This is a genomic window from Afipia clevelandensis ATCC 49720, from assembly GCF_000336555.1.
GTDB lineage: Bacteria > Pseudomonadota > Alphaproteobacteria > Rhizobiales > Xanthobacteraceae > Afipia > Afipia clevelandensis.
The window spans coordinates 1,905,238-1,920,536 of sequence record NZ_KB375281.1 but is presented as its reverse complement, the minus strand read 5'-3'; the positions used below and the strand labels follow the sequence as shown (position 1 = coordinate 1,920,536).

Sequence of the window (15,299 nt, the reverse complement as noted above, 5' to 3'; positions counted from 1 at the left end):
CTTTCCATCAAAGCGTCAAAGCGATAGTAAGAATCCCGGACAGGTGGGAGTGAGTGACATTGGTGGCTGTACGGTGGCTTCAGGTGCTGCTCGCGACTGTCTTGCTTGGGGGGTGCACGTTCTTTTTCGATATGCAGGATTCCGTTCAGCCGGACCCGGAGCCGGATTCCCGGCAACAGCAGATTATCTTCGAGCGTATTCAGAAGATTACGCAGTCGATGAAAGATATCAGCCGCTCGGAAGTCTCCAATGTCGGACCGAACGAGGCGCAGTCGGGGCCGGAAAAGTGGACCGTATGTTCCCGCGGAAGCTCAGGCAGCGAGCTGCGCTATTTCACCTTTTTTCTGAAGGGTGAAACGGTCGCCAACTGGCGGCCCGCGGTCATCAACGACAAATGCGAGACTCGACAGTTTTCGCCATTCTGACGCGATCTGAAAATCTGACGTGAATGAAAGCGTAACAGGGCAGATCAGCGCGCGCGTTCGATCTGTTCTCTGTAAAGGTCGACAGTCGCAGCGCCGATAGCTTGAGCGGACATTGTCTCGACTACAAGCTGCCGGGCACCCGCACCATATCGGGTTCTTAATTCGCGCGAGGAAGCCAGTTCGCCAATAGCGCCGGCAAGAGCTGAAGCATTTTCGATGGGAACCAGCAGGCCGGTTTGATCAGGTATGACAATCTCACGGCAGCCGGGGGCATCGGTCGCAACAAGCGGGCGGCCGCATGCGGCGGCTTCCAGGAGACTCTTTGGCAAGCCTTCCCTATGAGAAGGGAGCGCGGCGATATGGCAGTCACGCCACAGCGTTGTGATGTCCGCCACATGTCCAAGCCAGGTAATGCCAGGCTCGTTGTTCCACTGCCGGGCTTCCTCGAGCGTCACGGAATCCGGATTGGCCAGATCCGGGTCTCCGGCGATGCGCAGCCGAATATCCGTGCCGCGCGCACGCAGAATTCTGTGGGCGCTCACGAGGGCGCGAATGCCTTTGCTGGTCAGCAGCCGCCCGGCAAATCCAACAGTGATCGGACCATCGGGTTCTGGAAGCGGGATCAGCTTATCGGTGTCGACACCAGATCCGGGGATGCGAACCAGCCTTTGGGGATCGATGCCGATCGTTTCGAGAGCGGCCCGATCGTCAGGATTTTGAACAAGAAAGACTGCGTGATCCCGATTGAGCAGGAATCGCAACGCGATCGCGATAACGACGCGCAGGGTGAGCGCTCGGGCGGTCGTCGAGGTAAACGCGTAGCCAAGGCCTGTCATCGCATTGATCTGCGGTGTCGTCATTCCCAGCGAAGAGACCCCGCCGAGTACGCAAATCTGCATGCCGACGTGATGGACGATGGCAGGAGACAGCTCACGCTTGATCTTGCGAAGTGCTCTGATGGTCGAGATGCTGCCCAAAGGAGACAAGCCACCTCGCCGCAGCGGCATGGGATGGATCGTAAAACCTTCGGCGCGGATCGCTTCCGCATGCGAGCCCACGGACGTTGCGATATGAACGTCAAACCCGGCATCGCGCGCCGCACGGGCCATGGGAAGTCGGTGAGACAGGAAGGCCTTGTCCTCGGTGACGACGTAAAGGAGTTTTTGTTTCACGCGGTGACTTCAACAGCCGGATGATGATTGCTGCTGACTTGTATTAGTGAAGCCGAGAAAACACAAAGCTGTTGGAGTGCAACTCCGTGCGTGTTGCCTTGTGCAAACTCGGATGCCCACCAAGTGGTATTTTAAGTGCCGCTCTCTGTTAGGGATAAACCAGAGAGGTCTCATGTGTTGCGAATTATCGTTTTAATTCAGTATCTTATTGTGTTCATAAGGTGAACATTGAGCTTGACGTTCACTCCGTGAACAAGGTAGAAGCGAGCATCCATACGATCGGCAAAGCACGACATGATGCGCTCCGCTCAAACCGACCAAGGCGATGAAGACCGGATTGTTCTCGGGCTTCTGAATTCCGTCGAAAACGATGGAGCGAGATCGCAGCGGTATCTCGCTGCTGAGCTTGGCATCGCGCTCGGTCTTGTGAATGCTTACCTGAAGCGTTGCGTGCGAAAGGGGCTAGTGAAGGTCGGTCAGGCTCCCGCGCGCCGCTACGCGTACTATCTCACGCCGCACGGCTTTACCGAGAAGTCGCGCCTGACGGTCGAATATCTGTCTTCATCCTTTTCTTTCTTCAGGGAGGCAAAGGCGAACTGCCTCGAAGTATTCGAAGTCGCGAAGTCGCGTGATTTCCGGAATCTTGTTCTTTCAGGCAAGTCGGATTTGGCGGAGATTGCTTTGCTCTCCGCAGTCGAAAGCGGGGTATCCATTGTTGCTGTGGTTGACAAGGATGCCACTCAGGACCCGCTTGTAGGTAATCCGGTGGTCCCGTCTTACGCCGCCGTAACTTCGCCGTTTGATGCCGTTGTCATTACTGACGTTGGCAATGCCCGTGGCGCTTTCGACGAGGCTGTCCGAATCTATGGTCCTTCAAGGGTCCTTGCTCCGAAGCTGCTCGGCCTGGATGCGGCTGTCCGTCGGGGAAATGCGCCATGAACGGACAACCGGACGACGGATGGTACGTCGTGCACACCCAAGTCAATAGTGAAGCGAAGGCTGCACGTAATCTCGCGCAGCAGGGGTTTGAGGTTTATCTGCCTCATTATCTAAAGCGTCGTAGTCACGCGCGGAAGATCGAGTGGGTCGCTGCGCCTCTGTTTCCGAGGTATGTGTTCGTCCGGATCAATATGGCGACACAGCGATGGCGATCGATCCACTCGACGCTCGGCGTATGTTATCTGGTCGCCAACGGTCAGGATCCCGCACCTGTTGCACAAGACGTGCTCATGTTGCTGAAATCGCGGGAAGACGACCGTGGTTTTATCAAGGTCGAACATGGCCCGCGGCTTTCGCTGGGCGAGAAGGTGCGCGTGCTTGCTGGTGCCTTCGCCGACAGTTTTGGACTTTTTGACGGACTAAACGATCGCAATCGCGTCGCGGTTCTGCTCGACTTTCTGGGTCGAAAGGTTCGCGTGTCGCTCGACGCGGAAGCGATCGCTGCGGCCTGACACCAGCAGAGTCGCGGGTACGCGAACGCCGGGGGCATATTTAGCGATGGTCTGGTGACGAGAGTCACCCGGACTGCGGTAGCGTGGAAACAGCAGCGCAGGAATTCTAAGGATAATATCATGACGTCGTTCGCACTCATCGGGGCTGCGGGGTATGTCGCTCCGCGCCATATGAAGGCCATGCAGGCTATTGGAGGTGACCTCAAGGTTGCCTACGATCCGAATGACTCGGTTGGGGTCATCGATAGCCATTTTCCTGATGCGCATTTTTTCACCGAGTTCGAACGGTTCGATCGTCACGTGGACAAGCTTCGGCGCCGTGGAGAAAAGATCGATTACGTCTCGATCTGTTCGCCCAATCACCTGCACGATGCTCATTGCCGCTTCGCCTTGCGTTCGGGCGCGGATGCGATCTGCGAGAAGCCGCTGGTTCTCAATCCGTGGAACATTGACAGTCTGGCTGAAATCGAGCGCGATACCGGCCGTCGTATTTCAACCATCCTTCAACTGCGCTTGCATCCGGCGATTATTGCGTTGCGTGATCGCTTCGAGGCGAGTGGCAAGAGGCATAAGGTCGATTTGACATATATTACGTCTCGTGGCCGCTGGTACTACGCGTCTTGGAAGGGTGACGACGCGAAATCAGGCGGTGTTGCAACAAATATCGGCGTCCATTTCTTCGACATGCTGAGTTTTGTTTTTGGTCCGGCGAAGCGAAATGAGGCGCATCTTCGCGAGGCGGAGCGCGCCGCCGGCTTTCTGGAATGCGCGAATGCTGATGTGAGCTGGTTCTTGTCGGTTGATCGCAATGATCTTCCTGTCAGTGTGCAGGGGAAGAAAACGACCTTTCGGTCGATCACGGTCGATGGCGAGGAAGTGGAATTTTCCGAGGGGTTCACCGATCTTCATACCAAGAGTTACGAAGAGATTGTTGCAGGGCGTGGCTTTGGTCTTGATGAAGTAAGAGCATCCATCGACATTGTTTCGACATTCCGGAATCTACCCGTCACGTCGGGTCATGAGTGGCGGCATCCTGCGATGCGCGTGGTCCGTTCATGACGGAGATGCGTGAGGATCCGCGTTTCCCCGGAGCGCTGATCCATGTGTCGAGTTACGTAGATGAAGGAGCGGTTGTCGGCTCCGGCACACGCATCTGGCACTTTTGCCATATCCTTAGCGGCACAACTATCGGTGAAAACTGCTCGATCGGTCAGAATGTTATGATCGGTCCGCGTGTTCGGGTCGGGAACGGGTGCAAAATTCAGAATAACGTCGCGCTCTATGATGGTGTCGAGCTTGCGGATGATGTTTTCTGTGGTCCAAGTTGTGTTTTCACCAATGTCACCAATCCGCGCGCCAATATCAGCAGAAAGGACGAGTTTCGTCCGACGCCAGTTGGGCGAGGGGTGAGTATCGGAGCGAATGCGACGATCGTCTGCGGTCATGCGCTTGGAGAATACTGCTTCATTGGCGCGGGCGCAGTTGTCACCAGAGACGTGTCGCCATTTGCCCTGATGGTTGGAAATCCGGCGCGGCGTGTCGGTTGGATGAGCCGCGCCGGCGAGCGGATGGGGGGTGATCTCCTATGCACCCGCACCGGTGAACGATACCGCATGGTTTCCGGTGAGCGGATCGAATTGGTTCAATCTGAATAGGGCTTGGAGACCAGAAGTGGATATTCGCGGTAAGAAGGTGGTTGTGATCGGCGGGGCGGGCCTGATTGGATCGCACACGGTGGATCAGCTCACTGCGCAGGACGTTCGGGAGATCCTGATTTACGATAATTTTGTGCGGGGAACTCAGCAAAATCTCGCAGGAGCGATTCGGGATCCGCGCGTCAAAATCTACGACGTTGGCGGCGATATTCTACAGAGCGATATTCTCCAGTCGGCGCTGAAAGGAGCCGATGGGGTTTTTCACTTTGCTGCTCTCTGGCTGTTGCAGTGTCATGAATTTCCTCGCTCGGCCTTTGAGACAAATGTGCGAGGCACCTTCAATGTTCTTGATGCTTGCGTTGCTGAAGGCGTGAAGCGATTGGTGTGGTCGTCCTCGGCGTCTGTCTATGGCGATGCCTTGGTTGAGCCGATGGATGAAGATCATCCCTTCAACAACAAGAATTTCTATGGTGCCACGAAGATTTGCGGCGAAGCCATGGCGCGGGCGTATCATCATCGCTACGGCCTCGACTATGTCGGTCTGCGCTACATGAATGTGTATGGTCCGCGGCAGGACTATCGTGGAGCTTACATCGCCGTCATCATGAAGATGCTGGATGCGATCGATCGTGGCGAAGGGCCGACGATTTTTGGAGACGGCTCTGAGGCGTTCGATTTCGTGGCCGTTGAAGACTGTGCCCGCGCCAATATTTGCGGCATGGCAGCGACCGCGACCGATCAATTCTATAATGTCGGAACCGGAAAGCGAACTTCACTAAAGGAGGTCGCTGAAATGTTGCTCAATTTGACTGGCTGCAACCTTCCGATCAACTATGCGCCGCGAAGTCAGGCAACGCTGGTCCGGAATCGCATCGGCGATCCGCGCAAGGCTTCCGAGGAAATTGGTTTTACCGCCGGTGTCGATCTGCGCGAGGGGCTGAGCCGTCTGATCACCTGGCGCAGCAATCACATTTCCGAAGTTGAAAGCCGCAGAAGCATCGCCGCGCGTGGCTGATATCTGGAAGGCCGGAAAGCAGGCTCAATGAACAAGATCACGGAAAGAATGACCGAAGCTCCGAAGCGCGTAGTTCAGATCGCATTACCCTCGACGGGGGAAGAAGAATGGCTTGCCGTTCGTGAGCCGTTACAAAGCGGCTGGCTGACGCAGGGGCCGCGTGTTGCAGCGTTTGAAAAAGCCTTTGCCGAGCGTCATGAAGTTCCCCATGCGTTGGCGACAACGAGTTGCACCACTGCGCTGCATCTTGCGCTGGTGGCATTTGGTATCGGGCCGGGCGATGAAGTCATTGTTCCTGCGTTTACATGGGTCGCTACCGCCAATTCAGTTCTCTATTGTGGAGCGACCCCCGTTATTTGTGACGTGGATCCGGTCACATACAATATCGATCCCAAATCGGCCGGTGCGAAGGTGACCGCGCGCACCAAAGCCGTGATCCCGGTTCACTTGTTCGGGCTGTGTGCGGACATCGATAGTCTTCGTTCCGCGTTGCCGCCTCATGTTGTTATCTTCGAAGATGCGGCCTGTGCTGCCGGTGCGCACTATAAAGGACGCCCTGCCGGCACGCTGGGGGTGGCGGGTTGCTTCTCCTTCCATCCACGCAAGTCGATCACGACAGGCGAGGGTGGGATGCTGACAATGAGCGATAACAATCTCGCCGTACGCGCACAGATTTTGCGTAATCACGGTGCATCTATCTCTGAAGAGCAGCGCCATCTGGGTGCTCAGCCTTATTTGCTGCCGGCGTTCGATGAACTCGGCTTCAATTATCGGATGACGGACGTGCAAGCCGCCATAGGGCTTGTCCAGTTGGCCAAGCTCGATTCGTTTATCGACGAGCGCGATGTATGGGCGCGATATTACAGGGAGCAGCTTTCGGATATTGACTGGTTGCGCCATCCCGTCGCGCCCAATGACGGGCGCCACGCATGGCAGGCGTACGTTACCACGGTCGATCCGGCTCGTTCGCCGCTGCCGCGAAACGAGATCATGGCCTGGCTCCATGAGATGGGCGTTGCGACGCGACCCGGCACTCATGCCATTCATATGCTTGGCTATTACCAAAAGACTTTTGGATGTCGCGACGATGACTTCCCGGCCGCTCGTGATTGCGAGCGCAACACGATGGCAATTCCGCTTCATAATCGCATGAACGAGGACGACTACAAGTATGTCGTCGATTGCATCAAGCGCATCGACAAGGCGCGCTGAGATGGCTACCTCTTGGTTCAACGATCTGTTGGGCGTCCAGCGAAGGTGAAAGCTTCGTTGCCCATGGCCGCAATCTGACCATGGTTCGGGGAATTCCGAGGGCCCGGGAATTCGTGTCCGAAGCGCAGGGGCAAACGCGCGAGGCCTTCGGATTTAAATGGGCCAAGCGCGATACCTTTGAAGGCAGACTTGCCGATAATATGCGAAGCTGGCTCATCGAAAAGTACGGCGACGTGACCAATGCCGAATGGTTGTTTCAGTCCGGTAAGCATCCTATTGTTCTCGACGCGGGTTGCGGAGCCGCGCTCTCAGGGCTTGCCTTGTTCGAGCCTGTGCTGGATCGTCTTCGTTATGTCGGCGTCGATGTTTCCGATGCGGTTGATGTCGCAAAGCAGCGCTTTCACGAGCGCGGCTTGCCCGGCGAGTTCGTGCAAGCAGATTTGTTGCAGCTTCCGCTTGCGGAGCAGAGCGTCGATCTGATTTTCTCCGAAGGAGTGCTTCATCATACGGATGATACCCGCGCGGCGCTGGCAGCAGTCGTCAGGCATCTAAAAGTTGGCGGTCGCATGCTATTTTATGTGTATCGCAGGAAGGGACCTATCCGGGAATTTACCGACGATTACATCCGTGAACGTTTACAGGCGATGTCACCCCAAAACGGGTGGGATGCCGTGATGCCTTTGACCAAGCTCGGCAAGGTTCTCGGCGATCTGGGACTAACGGTCGAAGTGCCGGAACATATCGAACTGCTCGGTATTCCTGCGGGGAAGATCGATATCCAGCGCCTGTTCTACTGGCATGTGTTCAAGGCATTTCACCAGCCGCAGATGACGCTTGAGGAAATGAACCATATCAACTTCGATTGGTATGCGCCTCGCAATGCTCATCGGCAAACGCCTGAGGATGTGCGCGACTGGTGCGCGAGCCTCGGGCTTGTGATTGAGCATGAGCGTATTGAAGAAGCCGGTATCACCGTTATCGCGAGACGTTCGTGACTTTTTCGCATGGCGCTTCCATTCGTGATCTGTCGGTGACAGACGCATAAGATGTGCGGGATCGCAGGTATTTTTCATCTTGACGGTGCGCCGGCTTCGCCGGTCGTCTTGCGTGCAATGACCGATGCGATCGCTCATCGTGGTCCCGATGGTGAGGGGGCATTCACGGATGGGCCTCTGGGTCTCGGTCACCGACGTTTGGCGATTATTGACCTCACTCCCGCGGGGCATCAGCCGATGGCCTCAACCGATGGCGGGTTGGTGATCAGTTACAACGGCGAGATTTACAATTTCCTTGATCTTCGCGTTGATCTTGAGGCGTTGGGGCATCAGTTTCGATCACGTTCGGACACCGAAGTCGCGCTTGCCGCAATCCGTCAATGGGGCGAAGGGGCGATCGAGAAATTCAACGGTATGTTCGCTTTTGCGCTATGGGACCGCCGCCGCAAGCGGTTGCTTCTGGCGCGCGACCGGTTCGGCGTGAAGCCGCTGTATGTCTGGACGAATGGCCGTACCCTGCTGTTCGCGTCTGAGATCAAGGCATTTCTGGCGGCTCCCGAGTTCCGCGCGACCATCGATCCCGACGGTCTTGTGGAATACATGACCTTTCAGAATTTCTTGACCGATCGGACGCTTTTCAAAGGCGTGAGCATATTGCCCGCAGGCACGTTTCTTTCGATCGATGCGAGTGCGAAGCGGCTCCCGGAGCCGCAACGCTATTGGGACTTCCGGTTCGAGGACGATGGCTCGGTTACGGACAGGGCGGCGGCGGAAGACAAAGTCGATTTTCTGTTTCAACAGGCTGTGGGCCGCCAACTCGTCAGCGATGTCCCGGTCGGTTCATATCTCTCCGGCGGCATGGATTCCGGATCGATTACAGCGATTGCTGCGCGGCAAAGCCCCATGCTGCATACATTCACTGTGGGTTTCGACCTTTCCTCCGCGTCGGGCCTCGAAATGGCCAGTGATGAGCGCCGCGCTGCCGAGCGCATGTCTTATCTTTTTGGAACAGAACACTACGAAATGGTTCTCAAGGCCGGCGATATGGAGCGCTGCATGCGCTCGCTCGTTTGGCATATCGAGGAGCCGCGTGTCGGCCAGTGCTATCCGAATTTTTATGCAGCGAAGCTTGCAAGCCGGTTCGGGAAGGTCGTTCTGTCCGGCGCAGGGGGGGACGAACTCTTCGCAGGTTATCCGTGGCGCTATTATAGAACGGCTGCTTCGACCAGTTTCGATGATTACGTGAACCGCTATTATGGTTTCTGGCAGCGCCTTCTTCCCGGAGAGGCTGTGCCGAACATTTTCGGGCCGCTCGGTCCAGCCGCTTCTCGTCTCGATACGCTCGAGATATTTCGGAGTGTTTTCGACAATCACGCTGCAGAGTTGTCCAATCCGGAGGACTACATCAATCACTCACTCTATTTTGAAGCGAAAACCTTTCTGCACGGACTTCTTGTGATCGAGGACAAGGTGTCGATGGCGCATAGCCTCGAAGCCCGGGTTCCATTTCTTGATAATGATCTTGTCGATTTCGCGGGCCGCGTGCCGCTGGCGATGAAACTTGCTAACCTCGGTGAGGTTGTTCGCATTGATGAGAACACACCCGGCTCCAAGACTGGGACATACTTCGCGCGCACGAATGACGGAAAGCTCATTCTCCGATCCGCGATGAGTCGCCATATTCCGCCGAATACGACGGAGGCGATCAAGCAGGGATTCTCCGGTCCGGACGCGAGCTGGTTTCGCGGCGAAAGCATTGATTACGTTCGACGGACCTTGATGCGGCCCGACGCGCGGCTTTGGAATTATCTCGATCGCAACATCGTCCAGCAACTTGTCATGGATCATGTTGAGGGCAGGCAAAATCGCCGCTTGCTGGTCTGGTCACTCCTGAATCTCGATACATGGCTGGATGTATTTGAAGGGCGCTCGGGCACCGCCGCGCTTCAAACTGGTATGTCCGGGTCTCCATTCGAGGCTCGCAGCACAATCAATATGAACTCAAACCGAACGAACTGAGATGATCTCCAACGAAACAATCTTCATTACTGGTGGCGCCGGATTCATCGGAGCTACGCTCGCGAGCAAGCTGATCGATAGCAACAAGATCGTTGTTTTCGATAATTTCGCGCGAGATTCCCTCCAGACCACAGGACTCGTGGGTCATCCGAATCTGACCGTCGTGAGTGGCGACATCAGGGACGGGCATGCTGTTACTTCGGCGGTTCTTGCCGCTCAGCCGGATCGCATTGTGCACTGTGCAGCGATCGCTGGAATTGATACGGTGATCAAAAGTCCCACAACGACACTTGATGTGAACATCGTGGGGACCGCGAATATCTTTCAAGCTGCGCGCCAGCTCGATTCTTTGAAGCGGATATTGAGTTTTTCGACCAGCGAGATCTTCGGTAGCCAGGCATTCCAGACGACCGAGCTGTCATCGGCGGTTATCGGTGCGGTCGGCGAAGCACGATGGACCTATGCGGTATCGAAGCTCGCCGGCGAGCACATGGCGCTCGCGCACTTTCATGAATTCAAGATGCCGGCGGTGGTTGTCCGCCCATTCAATGTATACGGGCCTGGCCAAGTAGGCGAAGGCGCGCTGTCGACGTTCATCAAGCGCGCGATCCGTGGGGAGGAAATCGAGATTCACGGACAGGGCAATCAAATCCGCGCATGGTGTTATGTCGACGACATGGTGCGCGCATTGATGCTCGCACTCGAACATCCTGCGGCTATCGGGCAGACATTCAACGTCGGCAATGCGAGAGCGGTTATTACGATTTACGGTCTCGCCAACACCGTGACTCGTGTTCTTGAGTCCGCATCGAAGATTAAATTCGTGCGGAAGGACTATGCTGATATCGAGTTGCGTATTCCGAACATCGACAAGGCCCGCGAGTTGCTCGGCTTTGAAGCGGAGACGGATCTCGACGAGGGCATTTTGAGGACGGCGGACTATTTCCGGGGCATCTTGAACGTCTGACCGGCAGGTGTGAGGTCAACATGTCAGAAGGATTTCCAGCAAAGAATTCGTCGTCCGTCGAGAAGACGGATAAAATGCTGCATCTTGTGCGGGAGTTTCTCGGCGAGTTATCCCGCCGAAAGAAAGCTCAGTTCAATCGGCGGGTGTCGATCGGCGACCTTCTGACAGAACGCGGCGACAATGCTGCGATGTATGGCTTCGGCGAAGGTACGACCATGTACGACAATGTACTCGTCCTGGGCGATGTGAAGGTGGGGCGCAATACTTGGATAGGCCCTGATTGTATTCTCGATGGATCGGGCGGGGGCCTGGAAATCGGTGACTACTGCTCGATCTCGGCTGGAGTGCATATCTACTCCCACGACACGGTTCATTGGTCTCTTTCGGGCGGCAAACTTCCGGTGCGGAAGAAACCGGTTTGCATCGGAGAGCGGGTTTATATCGGTCCTCACAGCATTGTCGTTTCGGGGGTGACTGTTGGCCGCAAGTCTGTCATTGGCGCTAACAGTTTCGTAAACCGGGATGTTCCGGAAGGGACTTTCGTCGCTGGTTCTCCTGCGGTGGCTGTCGGCCGCGTGGAAGGAGAGAATGAAGACGTAAGAATGGTTCCCGTCACCCGATGACGATTGCAGTTCGCAGCGATCCTTCTGCTTTGCCGTCGATGCAGTCCGCAACGAAGCCGCGTCGCCTGTTGATGATCGGCTACAACACGGTCGATGAGGCCGTCGCCAAGGGCATTATTCGCCGGCACGACGATGCCTCGCTCGAACTCTACTACAACTTCGGTCAGATGTTCGATGAGGTGCTCTATATCGTGCCGTTCGGGCGTGCAGACCTGCGGCAGCGGCTCACCGATACCATTGAGTATCGAGAATTTCAGTTTTCTCGTGTGAATCGAGGCGCACGGCTCGCGTTGGCTGGTCTGGCTCATGTTCCAAAAGCTGTGACGTTTATCAACGAGGTTATCCGGGAATTTCAGCCGGACGTTGTGCAAGTTTGCGGACCGCATATTCCTGCTGCCCTGACATTGCTGTCGAAAGAAGCGCGGCGATTACCCTCTGTCTGCTTTATTGAAGCATTCTGGGAAACTATTCTTCCGCAACAGCAAAACCTGCCAAGTTTGATAAGGAAGGCTCTGCCCAACTGGTATCGCCTAGTTTATCGTGTTTTTGATCGCTATACCGGTGCACCCTCGCTCTCGCCAGATTTCTATTCGAGGTTGGGGATGGATAGGTCAAAGATCTCCCGCTGGATTCAGCCGCTCGATTTACGTCAGCTCGGAGGTGCATCCGCCGAGGATGCCCCGGTTGCCGTTCTCTCTGCCCCGCATCCGCGTGTCGTGGTTGTTGGACGGTTACACCCTGAAAAACTCGCGGGGGATGCTCTCGAGATATTCGCTCGCGCCGTTTCTTCCGGACACGCTGGAACGCTCATTTTTATTGGCGATGGCGCGGAGCGAACTGCCATCGAGGCTCGTGGCCGGGAACTGGGTCTTGATAAGCGCATTGTTATCACGGGATTGCTGCCGCATACGGGCGCTCTTGCCACAATGAAGGCGTGCGATTATTCAATCGCGCCAATGCAAGGTTCTGCCCTTCTTGAATCGTTGGGGGCGGGTCTAGCGACGGTCGCGTACGATCATGAAACCCACCGGGCTCTGATTGATAATGGCCGAACGGGGGTTCTTGTCCCGCACCGTGATATTGCGGCTGCGGCTGATGTTCTGAAGAAGTGGCTTGCAAATCCCGGCCCCGCGAAGTCGATTGGAGATGCTGCGCGACGCGAAGTTTTTGCACGGTTCAGTGTCGCCAATGTCAAAGCAATTCTTCGCTCTGCCTTTGATGAGGCTTATGAGGCGCGAAGTGCGTCAAAAATCAAGCACACGGTTTGAGCGATGTTTTTCAGCGTGAGACACTCACCGAGGAAAATGCCATGATGCGATCCTTGTATCGTCTGTATCACAAGATACCGACGCACAGGCGGGTGGCGCTTGTCGCGCGCTTGAATGAGATGGCGGAGAATTCGCGGCTGATATCCCTGATCTGGCGCAAGACTGTTCTGAGATATCATTATCTGCGCGGTCACAAGCAGGGCCTTACAATCGAGATCACCGACAAGTGCAATCTGAAATGCACGTATTGCCCCAAGAGCCTGGATATCGGAGTCAAGGGCTCTCATATGGATTGGCAAACGTTCGAGCGGGCTTTTTCCGGCAAGCTTGAAGAGGGCCCGCTTGATGCCGTCAACCTTGTCGGCTTTGGCGAGCCGTTTTTGTATCCACATCTTGAACGAGCCGTCCGCCATATCAAGGCTCACGATCCGAAAATTCAGATACGGCTTACGTCCAACGGAATTCTGATCGGCCGACGCTGGGGTGAAATTCTGTCCGATGCAGGGCTCGATCAGATCACGATATCGGTGAACGCGACTTCCGCTGCGCAGTATCGGCGCATCAATGCTGCCGATGAGTACGACAAAGTTGTGCGAAACACGATTGAGTTTTTGGATGCCGTCAATCAATCCGTACAACCGATGACGGTTTTCATCCAGGTCATGAGCGTGCTAAACGACGACGAGCAGGTCGAGCAGTTCAGGGCGTTCTGGAAGCCGCATCTCGGACGGGTTGGTACGATTCAGGTTCAGCCTTTTGTAAACTGGGCGGGCCAAATCGATACGGGAGCCATTCTGGAGGGCGAGGAGCGGGCGAGGGAGGCTTCACGACAGGCCACTGCCATTGCCGATGGTTCGCCGGCCGCGTCTGCTGCTAAGGTGGCGAATTCAACCTTGATGCGCGAGTTGAAGTCACGAAAGAAAGAGGTCGACTCTCCATTTCATAATGATACGCGTAGAACTCAGCAGCAACCTTATCCATGTTATCATTTGCACAAGACCCGTATTGTTTCACGGGAAGGCAATGCGCTCGCTTGCTGTATGGTTTATCCAGAGGAACAGGGCGATCTCCAGCTTGGAAGCTTGAAGGATCATTCGTTCATCGAACTCTATCAGCATGGAAAGATCGAGGAATTGCGCGCGATGGATCTTGATGGTCGTTTAGGCGAAGTGAAGCCTTGCGATACATGCGATGCATGGAAGACGGTTCCAAACATCTGGTGGAGGAATCCGCTTTTCGGTCTGATGGGACCTAAGTGGTTCTAGGTTCTTCACCTACATCGATATTAACTGATTGTGAAAATTCTCTACATCGACATTGACGCGCGCTTTCTGGTTCCGACGCGCAATCTTGTCCCCGCTATGCTCGCGCAGGCGGCCGACGTCTGCCTTTTCGGCCCGGGCTATGTGTCGTCTGCGCAACTGGTGAAGGGGTTAGACGCATTTATCGATGATAACGGGCCATTTGATGTAGCGATCACAAACACTCATGTCTTGTTTTCTGATGTCTATGGCGAGCCGATGCAACCAGAGGCGTGGAATTCAGCATATGAGTTCTCCTTTCCTGGACGCGATCTGCTGCTATTGGCGGGGATCGCGCGTGCGTTTGAGCGTCTTTCGATTCCACGCATAGGTTTGTTTCTGGAGTCGGACTTCTTTTATTGGACAGAACGAGAGATCGGCGCGATCCGGCGGCGTACAGACTTTGTCATGGGTTTTGGAACGGCGTTCAGTCCGCTCCGGAAGGATATGCCTTCGCTGGCGGGGGAGAAGTTTGCCGGGAATGTCACCGACAGCTGGGCTTCGTACGTGAGAGAAAATCCCGAACGGGTCGCTTCGGTTTTGCACTTTGTCGCAGCGGGCGAAGCTTGCTTTACCGGGTTGTCTCATCGGCCTCACCCCTGGTCGGTCGTCGGCATTCAATATGTAGCCCGCCGGATTGCTGGCGAACGTTTGCGCGAAGCTGGCCTCACTCCCGTTTCAGAAAATCCATTGCGGCGTGGCATGGGCCTTGCGAAGCGTCTACGGCTTATCCGGAAAGAGCCGAAGTTGGTTCAGCGATGGCTGAATCTGGATTTCAATCTACGCCTGCAAAAATCTCGCTACGCATATACGTGTGGCTCGGGAATCGACATGCCGATCCGAAAATTTTTCGAAATTCCGTCCGCGGGCGCGGTTCTGGTCTGCAAGCCGTTTTCCGGATTCGCCGCAGCGGGCTTTCAGCATGGCGAGAACTGTGTTGTCTGCGAGCCGGAAGACGTCGTGGAGGTGCATCGCTGGCTGGAGTCCGATCCGGACCGCGCTCAGCGCATCGCTGATGCGGGCCGGACTCTGGTGTTGCGGCAACATTCCGTGACGGCGCGCGCGCGGCAGTTCGCCAAAACATTCGCCGCCATCGCCGATGGCAGCTTCGCGGGTGGCGAATGGATTGACGGAGAATATGTCGTGCATCGCAAGAGCGCTGTTGCTCATTCTCTTCAGGGGCAGTCATCCTAGAC

General features: G+C 55.7%; 15 protein-coding genes. 14 read left to right on the top strand and 1 reads right to left on the bottom strand.

Annotated elements, in window-relative coordinates; translation table 11 throughout:
• Positions 1-62: 62 nt before the first annotated feature.
• Positions 63-425 (top strand): hypothetical protein, encoded by a 363-nt coding sequence (locus HMPREF9696_RS09200; protein WP_245259217.1) that lies wholly within the window; start codon positions 63-65, stop codon positions 423-425.
• A gap of 44 nt (positions 426-469) precedes the next feature.
• Here the strand turns inward: HMPREF9696_RS09200 and HMPREF9696_RS09195 are convergent, their stop codons facing one another.
• Complete coding sequence (locus HMPREF9696_RS09195) at positions 470-1,597, bottom strand: glycosyltransferase family 4 protein (protein WP_002712713.1); 1,128 nt, start codon at positions 1,595-1,597, stop codon at positions 470-472.
• Positions 1,598-1,891: 294 nt separating this feature from the next.
• On the opposite strand from HMPREF9696_RS09195, the gene HMPREF9696_RS09190 reads away from it, so the two are divergent.
• The 13 genes from HMPREF9696_RS09190 (at position 1,892) to HMPREF9696_RS09130 (ending at position 15,297) form a co-directional block, all read left to right on the top strand.
• Positions 1,892-2,536 carry a winged helix-turn-helix transcriptional regulator gene (locus tag HMPREF9696_RS09190; protein ID WP_002712712.1) on the top strand — a complete coding sequence of 215 codons (645 nt, stop codon included), beginning with the start codon at positions 1,892-1,894 and terminating at the stop codon, positions 2,534-2,536.
• The gene (gene nusG / locus HMPREF9696_RS09185; protein WP_002712711.1) at positions 2,533-3,048 is read left to right on the top strand and encodes a transcription termination/antitermination protein NusG; all 516 of its coding nucleotides are present in this window, start codon (positions 2,533-2,535) and stop codon (positions 3,046-3,048) included. The genes HMPREF9696_RS09190 and nusG overlap by 4 nt, the downstream gene beginning before the upstream one ends.
• Before the next feature lie 120 nt (positions 3,049-3,168).
• The gene (locus tag HMPREF9696_RS09180) at positions 3,169-4,107 is read left to right on the top strand and encodes a Gfo/Idh/MocA family protein (RefSeq protein WP_002712710.1); all 939 of its coding nucleotides are present in this window, start codon (positions 3,169-3,171) and stop codon (positions 4,105-4,107) included.
• Positions 4,104-4,703, top strand: a complete 600-nt coding sequence (locus tag HMPREF9696_RS09175; protein WP_002712709.1) for an acyltransferase — start codon at positions 4,104-4,106, stop codon at positions 4,701-4,703. The genes HMPREF9696_RS09180 and HMPREF9696_RS09175 overlap by 4 nt, the downstream gene beginning before the upstream one ends.
• A 16-nt stretch (positions 4,704-4,719) precedes the next feature.
• Positions 4,720-5,718 carry an NAD-dependent epimerase/dehydratase family protein gene (locus HMPREF9696_RS09170; RefSeq protein ID WP_002712708.1) on the top strand — a complete coding sequence of 333 codons (999 nt, stop codon included), beginning with the start codon at positions 4,720-4,722 and terminating at the stop codon, positions 5,716-5,718.
• A gap of 27 nt (positions 5,719-5,745) precedes the next feature.
• Positions 5,746-6,930, top strand: a complete 1,185-nt coding sequence (locus tag HMPREF9696_RS09165) for a DegT/DnrJ/EryC1/StrS family aminotransferase (RefSeq protein ID WP_002712707.1) — start codon at positions 5,746-5,748, stop codon at positions 6,928-6,930.
• Between the two features lie 113 nt (positions 6,931-7,043).
• Positions 7,044-7,925: a class I SAM-dependent methyltransferase gene (locus HMPREF9696_RS09160; protein WP_040301329.1), complete on the top strand. Its 882-nt coding sequence runs from the start codon at positions 7,044-7,046 to the stop codon at positions 7,923-7,925.
• Positions 7,926-7,976: 51 nt separating this feature from the next.
• On the top strand, positions 7,977-9,944 hold the full coding sequence (asnB, locus tag HMPREF9696_RS09155; protein ID WP_081602394.1) for an asparagine synthase (glutamine-hydrolyzing): 1,968 nt from the start codon (positions 7,977-7,979) through the stop codon (positions 9,942-9,944).
• Between the two features lies 1 nt (position 9,945).
• Entirely contained in the window at positions 9,946-10,911 is a 966-nt protein-coding gene (locus HMPREF9696_RS09150) for an NAD-dependent epimerase/dehydratase family protein (RefSeq protein WP_002712704.1), read from the top strand.
• Positions 10,912-10,931: 20 nt separating this feature from the next.
• A complete protein-coding gene (locus HMPREF9696_RS09145; protein ID WP_002712703.1) occupies positions 10,932-11,534 on the top strand; it encodes an acyltransferase in 603 nt (200 codons plus the stop codon).
• Positions 11,531-12,802 (top strand): glycosyltransferase family 4 protein, encoded by a 1,272-nt coding sequence (locus HMPREF9696_RS09140; protein WP_002712702.1) that lies wholly within the window; start codon positions 11,531-11,533, stop codon positions 12,800-12,802. Before HMPREF9696_RS09145 ends, HMPREF9696_RS09140 begins: the two co-directional genes overlap by 4 nt.
• Entirely contained in the window at positions 12,799-14,067 is a 1,269-nt protein-coding gene (locus HMPREF9696_RS09135; protein ID WP_040301325.1) for a radical SAM protein, read from the top strand. The genes HMPREF9696_RS09140 and HMPREF9696_RS09135 overlap by 4 nt, the downstream gene beginning before the upstream one ends.
• A gap of 30 nt (positions 14,068-14,097) precedes the next feature.
• The gene (locus HMPREF9696_RS09130) at positions 14,098-15,297 is read left to right on the top strand and encodes a glycosyltransferase (protein WP_002712700.1); all 1,200 of its coding nucleotides are present in this window, start codon (positions 14,098-14,100) and stop codon (positions 15,295-15,297) included.
• Positions 15,298-15,299 lie beyond the last annotated feature (2 nt).

What these genes read in the sequence shown, in the direction of transcription:
- HMPREF9696_RS09190 (WP_002712712.1), top strand. Translation starts at nt 1,892, where the DNA reads ATGATGCGCTCCGCTCAAACCGACCAAGGCGATGAAGACCGGATTGTT.
- nusG (WP_002712711.1), top strand. Translation starts at nt 2,533, where the DNA reads ATGAACGGACAACCGGACGACGGATGGTACGTCGTGCACACCCAAGTC.
- HMPREF9696_RS09180 (WP_002712710.1), top strand. Translation starts at nt 3,169, where the DNA reads ATGACGTCGTTCGCACTCATCGGGGCTGCGGGGTATGTCGCTCCGCGC.
- HMPREF9696_RS09175 (WP_002712709.1), top strand. Translation starts at nt 4,104, where the DNA reads ATGACGGAGATGCGTGAGGATCCGCGTTTCCCCGGAGCGCTGATCCAT.
- HMPREF9696_RS09165 (WP_002712707.1), top strand. Translation starts at nt 5,746, where the DNA reads ATGAACAAGATCACGGAAAGAATGACCGAAGCTCCGAAGCGCGTAGTT.
- asnB (WP_081602394.1), top strand. Translation starts at nt 7,977, where the DNA reads ATGTGCGGGATCGCAGGTATTTTTCATCTTGACGGTGCGCCGGCTTCG.
- HMPREF9696_RS09150 (WP_002712704.1), top strand. Translation starts at nt 9,946, where the DNA reads ATGATCTCCAACGAAACAATCTTCATTACTGGTGGCGCCGGATTCATC.
- HMPREF9696_RS09145 (WP_002712703.1), top strand. Translation starts at nt 10,932, where the DNA reads ATGTCAGAAGGATTTCCAGCAAAGAATTCGTCGTCCGTCGAGAAGACG.
- HMPREF9696_RS09140 (WP_002712702.1), top strand. Translation starts at nt 11,531, where the DNA reads ATGACGATTGCAGTTCGCAGCGATCCTTCTGCTTTGCCGTCGATGCAG.